Here is a 17,635-nt window from a genome sequence, read left to right as displayed (position 1 = left end):
GGAGGGTTCCTGATATACGGGCCAGGGGCGCAAATGTTACAGCGCTGCTCCCCCAACCTTCCAAAACCTTTAAAACCTCCCAAAACCTCCTAAAACCCTAAGGAACGCGGTTGTATTTCTTCAGGATGCGGATCACCGCCTCGCGGGGCAGCGCCGGCATCTTATTGCCGTTGATGCCTTCCATGGTCTTAGCCGCGGCCATCGCATTGAGGATGGCTTCCTCGGTGGCCTGCACGGTAGCCTCGAAGAGGGGGTCGATGGCTTCGTTGGGAAGCAGGTGCACGCTGGTAACGCTGTCGCGGCTGAAGGTGCCGGCATCGGCGGTGGAGAAGGCGAAGAAGATATCGCCCGAGGAGTTCTCGCCGCGGCCGCCCACACGCCCCACGCCGATGGTGACTCGCTCGGCGATGCGCTTCAACTGGTGCGGCAGCAGCGGCGCGTCGGTGCCCACCACCACGATGATGGAGCCCTGGCCTTCGGGCGCGGCCGACTGCGGCGGGGCCTTGAACTCCGGGCGCAGCGTGTCGCGCAGCTCGCGGCCCACGGGCACGCCCGCGATCGACAGGTTGGCCCGGCCGCCGAAGTTGGACTGCACCAGCACGCCCACCGTATAACTACGGCCCGCCGCCTTTACGAGTCGCGAAGCCGTGCCGGTGCCGCCCTTGAAGCCGAGGCAGGTCATGCCGGTGCCGCCGCCCACATTGCCTTCTGCGATGGCGCCGCCCCGGGCCGAATCAAGCGCCTCCCAGGCGTCCTGCTCCCGCACATGAAAGCCGTAGATGTCGTTGAGCATCCCGTCGTAGGTCTCGGCCACTACGGGATAAGTGTACCAGAAGTCTTTGTAAAAGCCCTTGTCGTTGCCGAACCAGTTGCGCTTCACGAACCACTTGAGCACGGCGTCGCGCACGGTGCCCACGGAGTTGGTGTTGGTGATGAGGATCGGGGTTTCGAGGAGGCCGGAGTGCGTGATCCAAGTGGTGCCCGTCATCTCGCCGTTGCCGTTGAGGGTATGCCAGTTGGCGAAGAGCGGCTTGCGCGTGCGGCCCGTGGGCAGGATGGCGGTGACGCCGGTACGTACGGGGCCCTTGCCGATTACATTCTTGCCACTGCCGGAGATGAGGGTCTTATAACCTACCTCCACGCCGGGCACATCAGTGATGGCATTGTATTTACCCGGTGTGCCGGGAAAGGGGATGCCCCAGTCGCGGGCACGGTCCTGGGCGGAGGCGGCGAGCGTGTAGTAAAGGGCGATCAGGCAGGTGAGGAGGCGCATGCGCGGTCGATTTTGATCCTTCAAGATACGCCATCAGGAGCGACAGCCTGAGTGCCCGCAGCACACGATTGGGCGGCTATACGTTGGCCTTCCAGTTCGATCACCGCGCCCCCGAAACGCCGGCGCAGGGCCACCGCAATGCCTTTCGCCGCAAAGAGCGCGCACCACCGCTCCGTGTCGACCGGAAATTGCAAACGGGCTTCGAGTGCCCGCGTGGCCATGCTGTTGCCTGCGACGAGGCCGTTCAGCGGGCGGCATATCCACTTCAGGTAGGCTTTGGCGAGGCGCCGCGGGAACGGAGCGGAAGGGTATTGAAACTCGAGGAAGCAGAAGCGCCCCTGCTGCCCGATGGCACGGTCTACCAGACACACGAACGCTTCGTAGTCCGCGGGCGGAATGCACTTGAGCCCATAGCTGCACAGCACGAGGTCGGCAGCCCCTGCCCCGCAATCTTCACGAAGCAGGTCGCGCTCGAAGAAGTCCACGCCGGCGGAGGCGCCATACCGGCGCCGGGCCTCGCGGATCATGGCCGGCGACACGTCATAGCCGGTGTAGTGCAACGGCTGCCTGCCGGTGAGCCACTTCCGGTTGTTCCCGCTACCGCACATTAGGTCGATCACCGTCCGGTCGGCAGGGCGCAGGGCAGCGCGCACGACGTTGCGGCGCAGGCGGTCGGCGACCCGGAACGAAAGGAGATCCGGCAGGTGATAGTACGGCGCGAGGCCGTCGAAGACTTGTTGGAGCGGGAGGAGCGACATGGGCAAGGCATCAGCGTTCGGCGTATTCCCGGATCGTGCGCAGCACGTTGTCGTGCATGGCATTGGTCAGGTGATCGGTCCACCATTGCCAGTAAAACGCCGGGCGTATCTTATAGGCATAGGCCGTACGGGCCGTCAGCCGGCATCGGTCCGGCCCCAGCTCCTCGATCTCGAACTCGCCATAAAAAGGCTCGAAGTAGCCCTTCAGGTGCGGGGCGTCGACCTCGTTCAGCCACGAAACTTCCGACATCGTCGTCAGGTCCTCTATCATCGTGAAGCGCAGGCGCCGCAGCGAGTCGAGGCTGCCGATCGGGAAGCGGCCGTGTCCGTTCGAATAAGAGCAGTCGAGGTAAGCGCCGCCACCAGCTGTGCGCGTCACCGCCATTGTTGTTGGGTAGCTCACACCCGCGCGCAAGAGGGCATGGCGGGGAGGCAGGAAACGCACGGGGTTGGTGAGCACGGCCCACACACGCTCCTTCGGCGCACTGATGATGACCGACCGGGTGGCCACCGAGCGAACCGCCCCATCGCTGTACGCATCCAGCGTGGCCGACGACGAGGTAAGCACCGCGATCAGCACCACCGAAAGTCCGCGAACAGCCCTGCGCATCCAGTAGCCGATCAGCGTGCCGAGCAGCGCGGGAATACAGATGATCCCGATCGCCATGAGCACGCAGATCGCACCTTCGGCGCCCACCGCTACGAGCAGGATGCAGAACGAAGCGAGCACCAGCAGCACGAGGCCGAACTGGCGAAGCCCCCGCTTCGTGTGTTGTGTGCGCGAATAGGCCCCGATGGTGACACCGATTGAAAAGGGGATGATCAGGAACAGCGTGCCGCCGTAGCTGCCCGACTGCAGGAGCAGCAGCGTGGTGAGAAACAGGACCAGGAGCTGAACGACAAGAAATACCCGGTTCAGCCGCTTCATCGACTCAGCCCGCTCTTCGGCAGTCGGGTCGGATTGGTGGATGTCTTCTTCCATCGGTAGGTGTTGGCAGGAGTGCGTAACCGCACACCCCTTTTTTCGGTCGCTCCAAATTACTACTTCTTCACCAAGCCCCCGCTCAAATGAAAAGAGACGCACCGGGTGCGCCTCCATATTTCATCATTCGATATTCCTTGTTCTGCTGTTCTAAAGGTACTGCCGGACCGCTTCCGTCAATTCGGCCTTCGTGATGGGCACGCCCATGATCTTGTTGTATCCCTTGGCGTCGATCATGTACTGGTCGCGGATCAGCTTGATCAGCTGGCCGTTGTTGATCTCCGGTATTAATACGGTCTCGTAGCGGGCCAGCAGCTCGCCGAGGTTGCGCGGGAAGGGGCGGATGTATTTCAGGTGCGCGTGCGCCACTTCATGGCCCTCGGCCAGCAGGTCCTTCACGGCCGTCTTGATGACGCCATAGGTGGAGCCCCAGCCGAGCACGAGCACCTTGCCGCGCTCGGGGCCGTTGTCGAGGGCCTGCTCGGGAATGTATTGCGCGATCTTGTCGACCTTTTCCTGGCGCAGTTTCACCATCGTCTGGTGGTTCTCGGGGTCGTAGCTCACGTTGCCGGTCACGTTCTCCTTCTCGAGGCCGCCGATGCGGTGCTCGAGGCCGGCGGTGCCGGGCACGGCCCAGGGACGCACGCCCTTCTCGTTGCGGAGGTAGGGCTGGAACTTCGGCTCGCTGTGTCCGAGCTCCGTCTTGAACTCCACGTGGATGGGACGCAGCGCGTCGGTGTTCGGGAACTGCCAGGGCTCGGCGCCGTTGGCGATGTAGCCGTCCGACAGTAGAATTACGGGGGTCATGTGCTCCACCGCGATGCGCGTGGCCTCATAGGCCATATCGAAGCAGTCGGAGGGCGTGGACGCCGCGATCACGGGCATCGGGCTTTCGCCGTTGCGGCCGTACACGGCCTGCAGCAGGTCGCTCTGCTCGGTCTTGGTGGGCAGGCCGGTGGAGGGGCCGCCGCGTTGTACATCTACAATAACAAGGGGCAGCTCCAGCATGAGGGCGAGGCCCATCGCCTCGGTCTTCAGCGCCATGCCGGGACCTGAAGTCGTTGTGACGCCGAGGTGGCCGCCATAGGCCGCGCCGATGGCGGCGGAGATGCCGGCGATCTCGTCTTCGGCCTGGAAGGTGCGGATGCCGAAGTTCTTGTGCTTCGACAGCTCGTGGAGGATGTCGGAGGCGGGCGTGATGGGATAGGTGCCGAGGAAGAGCGGGAGCCCGCTTTTCACGGAGGCGGCGATGAGGCCGTAGGCGAGCGCCTGGTTGCCCATGATGGAGCGGTAGGAGCCCACTTTCATCTTCGCCTTTTCGACCTGGTATTGCGTGGTGAAGGTCTCGGTGGTGTCGCCGTAGTTGTAGCCGGCGCGGAGCACGCGGATGTTGGAGTCGAGGATCTCGGGCTTGCGCGCGAACTTCTCGTTGAGGAACTGCTCGGTGGAGGCCATGTCGCGGCCGTACATCCAGTAGAGGAAGCCGAGCACGAACATGTTCTTGGCGCGGTCCTTCTCCTTGGTGCCCATCTTGTCGTCCTTGAGCGCCTCGCGGGTCATCTTGGTCACGTCCATCCGGATCACCTCGTAGCCGTCGAGCGAGTTATCCTCGATGGGATTGACGCCCTCGGGGTAGTTGGCGAGGCGCAGGTTCTTGGCGTCGAAGCCGTCGACGTTGACGATGATCTTGCCGCCCTTCTTGAGGTGCTTGATGTTGACCTTGAGGGCCGCGGCGTTCATGGCCACGAGCACGTCGAAGGCATCGCCGGGGGTATGGATGGAGTTGGAGGAGAAGTGGAGCTGGTAGCCCGATACGCCCGGGAGGGTGCCGATGGGGGCGCGGATCTCGGCGGGGAAGTCGGGGAAGGTGGAGAGGTCCACGCCGAGGAGGGCCGTATTGTTGGTAAACTGGGTGCCGGTGAGCTGCATGCCGTCGCCGGAGTCGCCGGCGAACTTGATGACCACATCCTGCACGAATTCTTGCTTGCGTTCCATAATTGGGCGCAAAGGTACGCCCGAAGAGCAAGGTTTTGGGGGGTTTTAGCCCATCCCCCAGCCCCTTCCCCAGGGGAAGGGGAGTTTGAGCTCCGTTTTAACATTTGGTTTATGCAACCGGAGGGTGGAGCGCGGCCCATCAATCGATCCCGGTGCGCCACACGCCTGCCGGCCTGAAAACTGCCATGTATGATAAATAACACGCATGTATGGGTCAGAACAGGCTTGTCGCGTACAAAACACGCTTGTCGGCTGACAAACAGACATGTCACTACGCAAAACAACGATGTCTGGTCGCAAAACAAAGACGTCATCGGGAAAAACAGTCATGGCGGCTGGTAGAACAGCGATGTCAAACCACTCAGCAAGGCTGTCAGATGGCTCCGCAGGCGTGTCTAACCGAAAAACAGTCATGTAAAGTGACAGAACAGCCCATCCCCCGGCCCCTTCCCTGAGGGAAGGGGAGCTTTGTTCCCCTGCTTACGTGTGGGCTCCCTGAACCGGTAGGGGTTGGCTGACTTTTCTTATCTACGGCTGGTCTCCCTTAAGGGGGCGGTGGGGGCGGGCAAGGGCGGCCGCTACGATCTCTGTGGTTACCTTCCAGGGGGCTGCGAAGACGGCTTCGTTCGGATACCGCAGTACCTGGTAGCCTTTGGCTTCGAGCTTCAGCGTCCGCTGGGCGTCCCACGCCTGTTGGTCGGGCCTGTTGTGGATGCCGCCATCCAGCTCCACGATGAGCCAGCGCGTCAGGCAGATGAAATCGACGATGTATCCATACATCACGTGCTGGCGCCGGAAGTGCAATCCCTGCTGCCGCGAGCCCCGCAGGTAGCCCCACAGCAAAGCCTCCGCCGGCGTGGGCGCTGCCCGCATCCGCTGGGCATACTGCTTCAGCACGGCATAGTTTCCCGAAAGCGCCTGTTGATAATGGTAGAATTCCAGGTTTTGCTCCATACCGGAAAGCTCCCCATGATGAAGCAAGGTGCCATGGGAAAAATCCCGTCGTTTACTGAGATTTTCCTTTTGGAACCGCACCCAAACTCCCCTTCCCTTCGGGAAGGGGCCGGGGGATGGGCCGAAAAATCCCCTCCTGGTGGGGAGGGGATCAATGTCGGCTCAGGCGGGAAGAGGACGGTACGGATTGAGCTTCCTACCTGTTTTTTGTCGGAATCAATTTGCCGGTTGGACTTTCGAAGGATATTGGCGGCGGTTTTTCACAGGAGTCAGGACCTTTTGGTTTTTCATGGGAATCAGACTCGTTTCGTTTTCAAAGGATTGGATTGTTTGGTTTTTCGTGGATATGAAGTGAAGTTAAGCACAGCTATACCCAAAAATGAGTAACGGCCCCGCTTTCTCGCGAAAAACCGGGTTTTTGCGGGGTAGCGCTAAGGGGAAAATTTAGGTTGTTTTAGCCTGCGAAGCCTTTCGTAAGGGGAAGCACTCAGCGCACGTCCGGGGTTTCGAAAGGCAGGTACTGGCCACCGAGCAGCTGACTGGCTTTGACGGCGTCGGGATTGCTCCAGTCGTAGCCGATCAGGACGCGCAGGGCGTCGACGAGGCTGCCAAAAGAGGCGGGTTTGCGGAAGTAGAGTGTTGCCCCCTGCTCATAGGCTGCGGTCACGCTCGAGATGCGGTCTGAAGAGCTGTACATCACCACCGGGACGTGCGCGTAGGCGGAGCGCTTCAGCTCGGCGAGGGCGTCCATCCCATTACAGCGGGGCATATTGATGTCCATGAAAATGAGGTCCGGAACTTCCGCGGCCAGGAGGGCCAGCAGGTGGTCGGATTCTTCGAGGTAGCGGAGCTGGAGGTCGGGGGAAACGTCGAGCAGTGCCTTTTCCATCAGGAAGCCATCATCGGGGTCATCGTCGACCAGCAGGATCTTGTTAATCAGCAGCGGCATAGGATTGGTCTTGGTTGTTTAGCCTGGTTGAGGTGCAAGGCGCAGGCATGGTGACGAGGCGGCCGCGTATACCTAAAGATAGGGATAAGTTCCGGGTTTAGAGATTAAGGTTTTGAGGGTTGCGAGGGTTCTGAGGGTTTTAAGGGGTTCAAAGGTTCTTATGGTTCTTGGCTGAGGCAGCAGGGAGCACATCGGAGCACCGCCACCATCCGCGAGGCGATATTCATTATCCGATAGTATTATTCATTGTTCGATTCCTCACCCCGCCCCTACCTTTAGCGTCAAATTTTCAAAATCAACGATTATGGTACGTAACGCAACAGCCGTTTGGAACGGTTCCGGCAAGGAAGGCAATGGCAACCTCAGCACCCAGAGCGGCGTGCTCGAGGCAACGCAGTATTCGTTCAACTCCCGCTTCGCGGAAGGCAAGGGCACGAACCCCGAGGAGCTCGTGGCGGCGGCGCATGCCGGCTGCTTTACGATGAAGCTCTCCTTCGTGCTGGGCGAGGCCGGCTTTACCCCCGAGCGCCTCGAGACGAAGTGCGACATCACGTTCGAGAACGGCGCCGTCACCAAATCGCACCTCACCGTTACCGGCACCGTGCCTGGCATCGACGAGGCCAAGTGGCAGGAAAGCGTGAAGAAGGCTGAGCAGGAATGCCCCATCTCGAAGCTGCTGAAGACGGAGATCTCTTCGGAAGCCAAATTAGGTTAAGGCCTATATCCGATAATTCTAAACGCCTCCCTGCCGGGAGGCGTTTGTTTTTAGTCATCGCTGAAGCGATGAGTGGCGCAAGCGCCTTATGCGCAACGGCACGACGGCGCAACGAAATGAGTCAAGTCGATCACGAAGCAGGAATGTGTGCAAAGCCGATAGCATTTGGTGAAGCGGGCGATGGTATTCGTCGTGCCTTTGCGCCGTCGTGCTGTCGTGATCCGCCGCCCCGGCGGCATAAAAAAAGCCCTCCGAACGGAGGGCTTGAATCAGCGAAGCTTTTTCAGGAAGAAATCTTTGTTGAACCGTAGAAATGCGGAGTAGCCGTATTCGAGCTTGCTGTTCTTCAGGTCGTAATAAGGCTCGAGGCGGAAGTCGATGGCGACGTGGGGAAAGAGCTGCTTGTCGTAGATGAAGGTGGCGAAGAGCAGCGAGCGCTCCGGCTCCCCGTATCCGGGGTACTTTTCCGAGATCGAGTTGTAGAGCGGCAGCCCGAGCGGACCATAGAATGTATTGCCGTTCCAGTAGCGCAGCTCGAGGTCGAGGTTCCATTTCGACTTCAGCAGCAGCGTGGAGAGCCACCCATATCCCTCGTTATAGATCTGGAGCTTGTTGCCCGAGATGTTCTTGTAGCCCACGTAGTAATGATCGGTCTGCACCGACTTCAGCACACCGCTCCGCATCGGGAAGTGCACCGACACGCCCACCGCACTGTTGAACAGCGACTCGATGGCCACGGGGGCGCTCGACACCTGGCCGCCGTAGTGCGACACGAGTACCTGCAGGGGCACCGTTACCTGTACCCCGGGCCGGTCTACCAGCAGTGTGCGCGTGGAGATGCCCGAGTTGAGCTGCTCGCGGAAGGGATCGCCGACGATGATGGACTCGCGCCAGTCGATGAACCAGTCGCCCCAGAAGCGCTTTCGCTGAAGCTTTACCTGCAGGCCCTGCTCCATGCGGGTGTTGGCGGCGCGCTGCACGTCGTTGAGGCCGGTGCGGTCCATGCGGCCCACGATGAAGCGCTCGATGTTGTAGAGCGGCTCCACGAAGCGATGGTTGAGCCCGCCCTCGAGGGTGCCCATGATGAAGGTGAGTCCTTTCTTCTGGTACTTCGCGCTGAACACCGGCTCCACGGTCACATAGCCGGGCCGGCCGAACTCGCGGCGGACGTAGAGGCCACCCTTAAGCTGGAAGTAAGCGTTGACCTGGTATTTGAGCTGGGGGATGAGCTGGGAGCCGAGCAGCGTATAGCTCAGTGGGATGTTGCCGAACCACTCGTAGTTGCGCAGGTAGTTGATGTTGTCGATCTCGAGGGAGAGTCGCCCCGAGTCGGCCGCCCGGAGGGTAGCGGTATCGCGGAAGATGGCGTAGTCGGTTTGTGCCCCGCTTTTTCCCCACAGGAGGGCAAGAAGGCCCGCCACGATGGCTTTTCTCATCAGTCGTTTTGTTTAGGAGTGCGACAAGATAGGGCGTTTGGCGCTAACGGAATCGGTTAATCCCTAATATGTTGGCGCCTCCATGCCAAAAGCATGGCATAATTTTTTGATATGTATCGGTCCGGATCGCTCTTGTGGAGCGGTCGGCGCCTCGCTCCTCTTCCGTCGTCGAAAAGCACCCCTGACCCGCCCGCCGCAGCTTATTGCCGGACCGCAAGGCCCGGTCTTATTCACTCATAAAAAACGACGCATCATGTCAAAGAAGAACAAACGCCTCGACGAGCAGTCACACGGCAACAACAATCATAAAGGCGGCAGCGGCAACGACCAGCAGACGCCGGGCCTGGCCCGCGGCCTGCAGGATCAGCCCGATGAAAAGGTGTCCGGCGATTCCGGAAACGAATCGGAGCGCAGCAAAGGCACCAGCGGCAACAACCGCCAGGGCGGCACCGGCGGCGCCATCCGCAGCGGCCGGTAGGTCCCTGCTATTCTTCATTTTCTAAATCAACGATCATGAACAACGAACGCGAACAGCAGAACATCGACCCGCAGCGCGACCGCCTGTCGGGCAACAGCGGCCTCGACCAGCAAACGGGCGGCACGGGCAACCAGAGTGGCGACTCCCGCACGAGCGGTGGCGGCCTCTCCGATATGGGCACCACGGGGGCCGCTACCCGCCGCGGCGATTCGGGCATCAGCACCAAGAAGGGCATCACCGGCTCCGACTACGACGGGCAGGTTTCGGGTAGCTAAGAACGTTATGCCAGCCGGTGCGCTGTGTCAAAGCTTCTACAAAGGGAAGCGCGTCCCGATTCCCGGACCGGTCCGGCGGGAAGGCGCTGAACGGCGGTGCTCCGGGCATAATTCTTTAAGACCAGTAGTATCTATTTTTTCTTAACACAAAACCAGTAGTTATGCAGGACAATCAAAGAAACCAGGACCAGGACATGAACCGGTCTGGTCAGCAAGGCGGCTCGATGGGTAACCAAGGCGGCCAGCAAGGTGGTCAATCGCAGAACACGGGCGGCTCTATGGGCAGCCAGGGTGGTCAGCAGGGTGGCTCTATGGGCAATCAGGGTGGTCAGCAGGGCGGTCAGCAAGGCGGCTCGATGGGCAACCAGGGCGGCTCGATGGGCGGATCTGAATCCGGCCAGGGTGGCCAGCAGCGCGGCTCCGAAGGCCTCGGCGGACAAAGCCAGGGCACCAGCTCGGGCAACCTCGGTGGCTCTGAGCGCAGCTCCGGCTCCGATTACGGTTCCTCTTCCGGCGGTACGGACCTCAACAGCGGCGACAGCGGCCGTGGCGGTTCGAGCCAGTCGGGCGGCAACTCCGGCCGCGAAGGTGGTATGTAATACCCCACGATTTGCTTGTTAGTTAACTAATGACCGACGCCCTGTACACCCTACAGGGCGTTGTGTTTCGCACTAAAACCCAAGATCATGGACAACAATCAACCCGACCGCCCCAATGCCTACCCGAAGCCCACGCAGACCGACGTGCAGCAGAAGGAGCAGGGCGAGTACCTGCAGCGGCAGAGCAGCCGCCTCACCGAGCAGAGCGACGGCGCCGACACGAAGCAGGATGTAGAGCAGATGCGTGATGCCAATGGACAGAACACGACGGAGGGGATTCCGTGACCTCACCCCCGGCCCCTCTCCGGGAGAGAGGGGTGACTCTGTGGAACAGAACTATAGGCGCTGTGTTCACAACTTTCGAATAATCACTAGAAAAAGCCCCTACATCTACGATGTAGGGGCTTTTTAATAACCATCCTTGACATAAGTTAAGGCTCGCCGTTAAAGGTCAGATGAACAGAGTCACCCCTCTCTCCCGGAGAGGGGCAGGGGGGTGAGGTCATTCACGATAAATGCCCTGCACCGCCTCCTTGTATTTCTCCATGATGGCCTTGCGCTTCAGGCTCAGCTTCGGGGTCATCTCGCCGCCTTCGACGCTCCATTCTTTCGGCAGCAGCGCGATGCGCTTTACCTGCTCCACGGGGTTGAAGAAGGAGTTGTAGGCATCCACCTGCTGCTGCAGGAAGGACTGGACCTTCTGGTTCTTGCACAGTGCGTCGCGGTCGGAGTGGTCGATGCCCGATTCGGTGCACCACTGCTGCAGGCGGGCGAAGTTGGGCACCACGAGGGCGCCGGTGAATTTCTCGCCATCCCCTACCACCATGATCTGCTCGATAAAGGGCGACTCCACCATCTTCGTCTCGATGGGCAGGGGCGCTACGAACTTACCGCCGGAGGTCTTGAAGATCTCCTTCTTGCGGTCGGTGATTTTGAGGAACTTGCCCTTCTCGATGACGCCGATATCGCCGGTGTAAAGCCAGCCGTCCTTCACGGTTTCCTCGGTGAGGTCAGGGCGCTTGTAGTAGCCCATCATCACGTTGGGGCCCTTGCACAGCACCTCGCCATCCTCGGCGATCTTCACCTCCACGCCATCGATGGCGGGGCCTACGGTGCCAAAGCGGCGGTTCTCGGGCTCGATCCGGTTTACGGAGATCACCGGCGAGGACTCGGTCTGGCCATAGCCCTCCATGATGGGGATGCCGCCGGCCGTAAAAATACGGATGAGGCGCGCCGGGCAGGCGGCCGCACCAGTCACGATACATTTGAGGTTGTTGCCGAGGCCTTCGCGCCACTTGCTGAAAATAAGCTTGTTGGCGAGCTTCAGCTGCAGGCGGTAGCCGAAGGAGCCCGGCTCCTGCACGTCGTAGCGCTCGCCGAGGCGGAGGGCCCAGAAAAACAGCTTCTTTTTGATGCCGGTGAGGTCGTTGGCCTTTGCCAGGATCTTCTCGTACACCTTCTCGAGCAGGCGCGGCACGGTGGTGAACATCTCGGGCTTTACCTCTTTCAGGTTGTCGCCCAGCGTTTCGAGGCTTTCGGCATAGTAGATGGTCACGCCTGCATAGAGGTAGATATAGGTGACCATGCGCTCGAAGATGTGGTTCAGCGGCAGGAAGGAGAGCACCTTGCAGCCGCGGCCTACGGGCAGCAGCGGCAGGGTGGCCATGACGTTGCTCAGCACGTTGTGGTGCGAGAGCATGACGCCCTTGGGGGTGCCGGTAGTGCCGGAGGTATAGATGATGGTGAGCAGGTCCTCGGTGTTGATGCGGCTGTTGACGTCCTGCAGCATCGCCGTGTGCTCCGGCCGCCCGGTGTCGAGCAGGGAGCGCCAGTGCTGCGTGCCGGTGATGGTCTCAAAGCTATAGACGGCCTTTACGGTGGGGCACTGCTCCTGCACGGCGCTCACCTTGGCCAGCATGTCGGCGTCGTTCACGAATACGAGCTTCACCTGTGCGTCGTTGAGCACGAAGGCAAGGTCGGGCAGGCCTACGGTAGGATACACCGGTACCAGCACGGCGCCGGCCTTTTGCACGGCGAGGTCGAGGAACACCCATTCGGGGCGGTTCTTGGAGAGGATGGCGATCTTGTCGCTGCCTTCCACCGACAGGTCGTGCCCGCCGATGCCGAGGGCCAGCAGGCCGGCCGCCAGGCGGTTCACGATGTCGTTCACTTCGCGCACCGGATAGGTGCGCCACTGCCCCTGCTCCTTCGCTGCCAGCAGCGGGTCGTTGGGGGCCGTTTCCATCAGTTGATCCAGGCAGTCGAAGAGCCGGCGGGGGGTACTCATATAGCAAAAATAAGGTCCGGTTACAAGGTAAGACAAGATCTCAGATCTGAGATCTCAGATTTCAGCTCTGTTCCAAGCGGACCATTTCTGCGTTCTTCGTACCACTTCTGCAAATCCGAACAGTAAGAAGCGTTGCGCATAGGCAGATCCAAGATCTGAGATCACCGATCTGAGATAAGAGACCCCGGCTCTCTGGCCGGGGTCTCCTTCGATATTCCTTGTTCGCTATTCGGTATTCTACTGGTAGTACTGGCCGGGGGGCATGCGGAACACACGGCCTTTCTGGAAGTTGGTGAACTTCTCGTATTCGGCGCTGTGGTTGCGGGCCCAGGTGTCGAAGGCGGGCAGGTTGTCGCCGGTGCCGAACAGCCACTGGTTGTAAGCCTCGAAGAGCCCCTCGCGCAGCAGCTGCTGCTGGAACTCGAACAGCTTGAAGGGAAACTTCTGGGCGTAGTTGCGGCTCCAGTCGAGGATGAAGCGGGTGCGCACCATCGTAAGTACGTCGGCGTTGACGCCGGCGTTGACCAGCGACGACTGCTTACCCATCGACTCGAGGAAGGCGCGGGCAAACTCCGACGAGCCTTTCGGCTGGTCCTTCATGATGTCGGCATCGGCGAACAGCTTCTCTTTGTAGGCCGAGAGCAGGAGCCCGCGCATGGCGGTGGCCCGCTCGCTGAGGCTTTCCATGTTCACGAAGATCTCCCCGTAAACGAGGGCCCACACCTTGTCCTTCGTATGGTAATAATACAGGGCGGCGTTGTAGTAGTTGCCGGCATAGGCCGGGTCGGCCTTGATGCCTTTCTCCCACTGCCTGATGGCGTCGAAGTCCTTGCGGGCCCAGAGCAGCTCGCCATACTCGCTGTAGAGCGGGCCGCTTTTCGGGAACTTATCCAGCGCCTTGCGATAGAGCTTGTCGGCGTCTTTGGCCCGTTCGAGCGCGCGGTAGATGTTGCCGGCGATCTGGAATGCGGAGGGGTCCACTTCCTTGTGATCGAGCATCATCGGGATGATGTCGAGGGCCTTTGTATAATCGCGCTTGTAGAAGAGCGCCATCGTGAGGTCTTTCTGGAGGCCGTAGTTCTTCGGATCCTGCTGGAGCGCGCGGGTGAGCACGAGCACGGCGTTATCGAAGTCGCCGGAACGCAGGAAGGTGCGGGCCGTTTCCTGGACCGAGGGGTCCTGGGCCCGGGCGCCGAAGCTGAGGGCAGCCGCCAGCAATACGAGAAAGGAACGTTTCATGGGCCCAAAATAAAGGAATCGCGGGCGGAGTATGTGTTAAAAGCGTTTATTGGTCTATTTGTCTATTGGTTTATTGGTAAGCGGTCGTTCCTGACCGGACAGCCTTTTCGCCTGGCGGCGACCCTGCGTGGACGCTCTCACGTTCTGGCGACTAACGTGCACAAAGGCAACTTGCGCGGCCGGCAATCCCCCGCCGGCCATCCAACAAAAAAAGTCCCGCTGCCGCGGGACTTGTCTCTTAGCGAATACCTTCTCTACTTCTTTTTGTAACGGTCAAAAATCACTTCTACCCTTTTTCTCCTTCACATCAGACATCATCACATCCGAGATCTGAGATCAAATGAGGTGCGTGAGCAGGCCGTCGCGCAGCTTCGGCTCGAACCAGGTGCTCTTGGGCGGCATTACCTGGCCGGAGTCGGCAATATCGAAGAGCTGCTGGATGCTCACGGGATACAGGCTGAACGCCGCGGCCTCGCCCGCTTTGACGCGCTTCTCGAGCTCGCCGAGGCCGCGGATGCCGCCCACGAAGTCGACGCGGTTGTCGGTACGGGGATCGTTGATATTGAGGAGCCGGCTCAGTACGTTCTCCTGCAGGATGGTGACGTCGAGCACGCCGATGGGATCGGTGCGGAAGCTGCCTTCCTTTGCGGTGAGGCGGTACCATTGGTTGCCGAGGTACATACCGAACTCATGGAGCTTTGCCGGCTGCACGGCCCCTTCGGCCGGCGTTACGTCGAACTGCTCGTTCAATGCAGCTAGGAACGCCTCGGGACTCATGCCGTTCAGGTCCTTCGCGATGCGGTTGTAATCGAGGATGGCGAGCTGGTTGGCCGGGAAGATGGTGGTCAGGAACCATTGAGCAGCCTCGCTGTCGGGGAGCTGCTGGCTCACTTTGGCGGCGGAGGCGCAGCGGTGGTGGCCGTCGGCGATATAGGTGAAGGGAACCTTTTCGGCGAAGAGGCTGGTGATCGAATCGATGGTGGCGGCACCGTCCACGACCCAGATCGCATGCGTCACGCCGTCAGGAGCGGTGAAGATATACTCCGCATCGTGCTGCCTCTTCCAGTGCTCGAAGATGTCGTTGAGCTCCTTGAGGTCCTTGCAGGCGAGGAACACGTTGCCCGTCTGCGCGCGGATGGCGGCCATGTGCTCGATGCGGTCCTTCTCCTTTTCGGGACGGGTGAACTCGTGCTTCTTGATGACGTCGCTGAAGTAATCGTCCACCGACGACACGCACACGAGGCCGGTCTGGCTGCGGCCGCGCCAGGCAAGCTCATAGATGTAGTAGCAGGGCGCCTCGTCCTGGAACAGCACCTTGCGGGCCACGAGGGCGTCAAGGTTTTCCTTGGCCTTTGCATACACCTCGGGCGTATGGATGTCGATGCCCGCGGGCAGGTCGATCTCCGACTTCGTGACGTGCAGGAACGACAGCAGGTTGCCCTCGGCCTCCTTGCGGGCCTCCTCGGAGTTGAGCACGTCGTAGGGACGCGAAGCCACCTGGGCAGCGAATTCATTGTGCGGGCGCAGGGCGCGGAACGGACGGATGTCGGCCATATCGGAAAGGATTGAAGCGTTGAAAACTAAGGGGGCAAACGTAGCGAATATTTGCGAACCGGCAGGGGTGCTGCGTTTCGCAATTCATCACCCCATTCCGCGGTTCCATGCACGGACGGTGCCCCTAAAAAAGCAGGCGGACCGGCTTTTACTTCCTTTTAACACCGACGCGCCACACTTTTACGGCCCGGCTTCGTCTGGGAATTAAACGACTAAATTATGAGAACACTCCTACCCCTCCTCCTCGCAGGCGCCATCGCCTTCGCCTCCTGCAGCAGCAGCAAGAATGTATTTACCGCTTCCGATTTTAGCCAGCAGGCTTCGACGCACAAAAAAGTAGCAGTACTACCCGTTCGCGTGGTGCAGACCGGCCACGTCGGCAAGAACGAGACCGCCGAAAGCATCCGTGCCGCCAACGAGGCCTGGAGCGCCCAGTTCCAGGAAACGCTCCTCTCCTACATCGTGAGCCAGGCCGGCAAGCGCCGCAAGGGCCCGCTGGTAAGCTTCCAGGGTGCGGCCCAGACCAATGCCCTGCTCAAGTCCGCCGGTCTCGACATCGAGACCGCCTACGGCAAGTCGCCGGAGGAGCTGGCCAAGCTGCTGGGCGTGGATGCCGTGATGATGACGACCCTCGACAAGAAGAAGAACGTAAGCGACGGCGTGGCCACCGCGGTGGGCGTCGGCCGCGACCTGCTCAATGTGTTCGGAAAGGGCGGCCGCAACACCGGCACCTCCCTCGACGGCTTCAACGCCACCGACATCAACATGAACAGCACGCTGTATAACGGCCCCGACGGCCGCATGCTCTGGAAGACCTTCCGCGAAGGCGGCGACGACCTGCCTAACAACGTGAACGACCTCGTGCAGTACTACAGCAACTGGATCGCGAAGAAGCTCCCCTACCGCAGTTAATCAATGTGCTAATGGGTTAATGTGCTGATGTGCTAATCTTTTGAAATCACCCAATAAAAAAGCCACTCCCGTAGAGCGGCTTTTTTCTATTAGCATATTAACTCATTTGCACATCAGCACATTGCATCATGCCTTCTTCTGCGCGAAGTGCTTCATCAGGTCGGTGAGGGCCACCACGCTTTCGTAGGGCAGCGCATTGTACAGCGAGGCGCGGAAGCCGCCGACGGAGCGGTGGCCCTTGACGCCTACCATACCTTCCTGCTGGCACAGCGCAAGGAACTCAGCCTGGGTATCGGGGTTGTCCATCACGAAGCAGACGTTCATGCGGCTGCGGTCGGCCTTGGCCACCGTGGGCTTGAAGACCGGGAGGGCGTCGATAGTATCATAGAGCAGGGCCGCCTTGCGCTCGTTCTCCTTTTCGATGACGTCCACCCCGCCGATGCCCTTGAGCCAGCGGAGCGTGAGCAGGCACACGTATACGGCGAACACGGGCGGCGTGTTGAGCATGGAGCCGTTCTCGATGTGGTTGCGGTAGTCCATCATGGTGGGCAGCGTGCGCTGCACCTTGCCGAGCAGGTCGCGGCGCACCACCACCACGTTGACGCCGGCGGCGCCGATGTTCTTCTGCGCGCCGGCATAGATCAGCCCGAACTTTCTGAAGTCGAGGCGGCGGCTCAGGATGTCGGAGCTCATGTCGGCCACGAGCGGCACATGCGCCTTATAGAACGGCGTCAGGTCCTGCCACTGCGTGCCGTAGATGGTGTTGTTGGTAGTAAGATGGAGATAGGCGGCCGAAGGGTCCACCGTGAAGTCTTTCGGCAGGTGGGTATAGTGATCGCCCTTCGACGTGCACACCACGTCCACGCCGCCAAAGAGCTTGGCTTCCTTAATGGCCTTCGACGCCCACACGCCGGTGTCGGTATAGGCGGCCACGGCGCTGGAGTCGAGCAGGTTCATCGGCACCTGCATGAACTGCGTGGAGGCGCCGCCGTGGAGGAAAAGCACTTCCTGCTCGGCATCGAGGTCCATCAGCTCGCGGAGCAGGGCCACGGCCTCGTCCATCACCGCCTCGAAGAGCGGCGTGCGGTGCCCGATCTCGAGGATCGACAGGCCGGTACCGTTGAAGTCGAGGAGGGAGCGGCTCGCCTCTTCGAATACGCTGCGGGGGAGTATGGAGGGGCCGGCGTTGAAGTTGTGCGGTGTCTTTACAGAAGGCATCGGGGCGTCGT

17 protein-coding genes are annotated in these 17,635 nt (G+C 60.6%); 6 read left to right on the top strand and 11 right to left on the bottom strand.

The annotated features are described in order from the left end of the window. Positions 1–97: 97 nt before the first annotated feature. The 6 genes from ABD937_RS00335 to ABD937_RS00310 form a co-directional block, all read right to left on the bottom strand. The gene (locus tag ABD937_RS00335) at positions 98–1,273 is read right to left on the bottom strand and encodes a DmpA family aminopeptidase (protein WP_345252585.1); all 1,176 of its coding nucleotides are present in this window, start codon (positions 1,271–1,273) and stop codon (positions 98–100) included. A 20-nt stretch (positions 1,274–1,293) separates the two neighbouring features. Then, positions 1,294–2,031 (bottom strand): class I SAM-dependent DNA methyltransferase, encoded by a 738-nt coding sequence (locus ABD937_RS00330; RefSeq protein ID WP_345252584.1) that lies wholly within the window; start codon positions 2,029–2,031, stop codon positions 1,294–1,296. Between the two features lie 10 nt (positions 2,032–2,041). After that, positions 2,042–3,013 (bottom strand): SRPBCC family protein, encoded by a 972-nt coding sequence (locus ABD937_RS00325; protein WP_345252583.1) that lies wholly within the window; start codon positions 3,011–3,013, stop codon positions 2,042–2,044. A gap of 150 nt (positions 3,014–3,163) precedes the next feature. Further along, on the bottom strand, positions 3,164–5,008 hold the full coding sequence (locus ABD937_RS00320) for a 2-oxoacid:acceptor oxidoreductase subunit alpha (protein ID WP_345252582.1): 1,845 nt from the start codon (positions 5,006–5,008) through the stop codon (positions 3,164–3,166). 528 nt (positions 5,009–5,536) lie between these two features. Next, the gene (locus tag ABD937_RS00315) at positions 5,537–5,962 is read right to left on the bottom strand and encodes an endonuclease domain-containing protein (protein WP_345252581.1); all 426 of its coding nucleotides are present in this window, start codon (positions 5,960–5,962) and stop codon (positions 5,537–5,539) included. A gap of 487 nt (positions 5,963–6,449) precedes the next feature. Next, the gene (locus tag ABD937_RS00310; protein WP_345252580.1) at positions 6,450–6,911 is read right to left on the bottom strand and encodes a response regulator; all 462 of its coding nucleotides are present in this window, start codon (positions 6,909–6,911) and stop codon (positions 6,450–6,452) included. A 304-nt stretch (positions 6,912–7,215) separates the two neighbouring features. Here ABD937_RS00310 and ABD937_RS00305 point away from each other — a divergent pair, with 304 nt between their 5' ends. Further along, entirely contained in the window at positions 7,216–7,626 is a 411-nt protein-coding gene (locus ABD937_RS00305; protein WP_345252579.1) for an OsmC family protein, read from the top strand. Positions 7,627–7,895: 269 nt separating this feature from the next. Here the strand turns inward: ABD937_RS00305 and ABD937_RS00300 are convergent, their stop codons facing one another. Beyond that, the gene (locus ABD937_RS00300; protein WP_345252578.1) at positions 7,896–9,062 is read right to left on the bottom strand and encodes a hypothetical protein; all 1,167 of its coding nucleotides are present in this window, start codon (positions 9,060–9,062) and stop codon (positions 7,896–7,898) included. A gap of 253 nt (positions 9,063–9,315) precedes the next feature. Here ABD937_RS00300 and ABD937_RS00295 point away from each other — a divergent pair, with 253 nt between their 5' ends. From ABD937_RS00295 to ABD937_RS00280, 4 genes are all read left to right on the top strand, one after another. Further along, complete coding sequence (locus tag ABD937_RS00295; protein ID WP_345252577.1) at positions 9,316–9,540, top strand: hypothetical protein; 225 nt, start codon at positions 9,316–9,318, stop codon at positions 9,538–9,540. A gap of 35 nt (positions 9,541–9,575) precedes the next feature. Next, a complete protein-coding gene (locus ABD937_RS00290; RefSeq protein WP_345252576.1) occupies positions 9,576–9,815 on the top strand; it encodes a hypothetical protein in 240 nt (79 codons plus the stop codon). 161 nt (positions 9,816–9,976) lie between these two features. Next, on the top strand, positions 9,977–10,414 hold the full coding sequence (locus tag ABD937_RS00285) for a hypothetical protein (RefSeq protein WP_345252575.1): 438 nt from the start codon (positions 9,977–9,979) through the stop codon (positions 10,412–10,414). 87 nt (positions 10,415–10,501) lie between these two features. After that, the gene (locus tag ABD937_RS00280; RefSeq protein ID WP_345252574.1) at positions 10,502–10,699 is read left to right on the top strand and encodes a hypothetical protein; all 198 of its coding nucleotides are present in this window, start codon (positions 10,502–10,504) and stop codon (positions 10,697–10,699) included. A gap of 217 nt (positions 10,700–10,916) precedes the next feature. Here the strand turns inward: ABD937_RS00280 and ABD937_RS00275 are convergent, their stop codons facing one another. The 3 genes from ABD937_RS00275 to ABD937_RS00265 all read right to left on the bottom strand — a co-directional run bounded on the left by ABD937_RS00275 (position 10,917) and on the right by ABD937_RS00265 (position 15,494). Next, a complete protein-coding gene (locus ABD937_RS00275) occupies positions 10,917–12,701 on the bottom strand; it encodes an AMP-dependent synthetase/ligase (RefSeq protein WP_345252573.1) in 1,785 nt (594 codons plus the stop codon). 237 nt (positions 12,702–12,938) lie between these two features. Then, positions 12,939–13,940: a tetratricopeptide repeat protein gene (locus tag ABD937_RS00270; RefSeq protein ID WP_345252572.1), complete on the bottom strand. Its 1,002-nt coding sequence runs from the start codon at positions 13,938–13,940 to the stop codon at positions 12,939–12,941. A 336-nt stretch (positions 13,941–14,276) separates the two neighbouring features. Then, entirely contained in the window at positions 14,277–15,494 is a 1,218-nt protein-coding gene (locus ABD937_RS00265) for a DUF1015 domain-containing protein (RefSeq protein WP_345252571.1), read from the bottom strand. A gap of 219 nt (positions 15,495–15,713) precedes the next feature. Between ABD937_RS00265 and ABD937_RS00260 the strand changes: the two genes are divergently transcribed. Then, on the top strand, positions 15,714–16,406 hold the full coding sequence (locus tag ABD937_RS00260) for a hypothetical protein (protein ID WP_345252570.1): 693 nt from the start codon (positions 15,714–15,716) through the stop codon (positions 16,404–16,406). A gap of 126 nt (positions 16,407–16,532) precedes the next feature. On the opposite strand, the gene serC is transcribed toward ABD937_RS00260, so the two are convergent. Beyond that, complete coding sequence (serC, locus tag ABD937_RS00255) at positions 16,533–17,624, bottom strand: 3-phosphoserine/phosphohydroxythreonine transaminase (RefSeq protein ID WP_345252569.1); 1,092 nt, start codon at positions 17,622–17,624, stop codon at positions 16,533–16,535. Positions 17,625–17,635 lie beyond the last annotated feature (11 nt).

The organism is Flaviaestuariibacter amylovorans (genome assembly GCF_039541815.1).
Taxonomy (GTDB): domain Bacteria; phylum Bacteroidota; class Bacteroidia; order Chitinophagales; family Chitinophagaceae; genus Flavisolibacter; species Flavisolibacter amylovorans.
The sequence above is the reverse complement of the archived record's forward strand: the minus strand, read 5'-3'. Positions and strand labels throughout refer to the sequence as shown.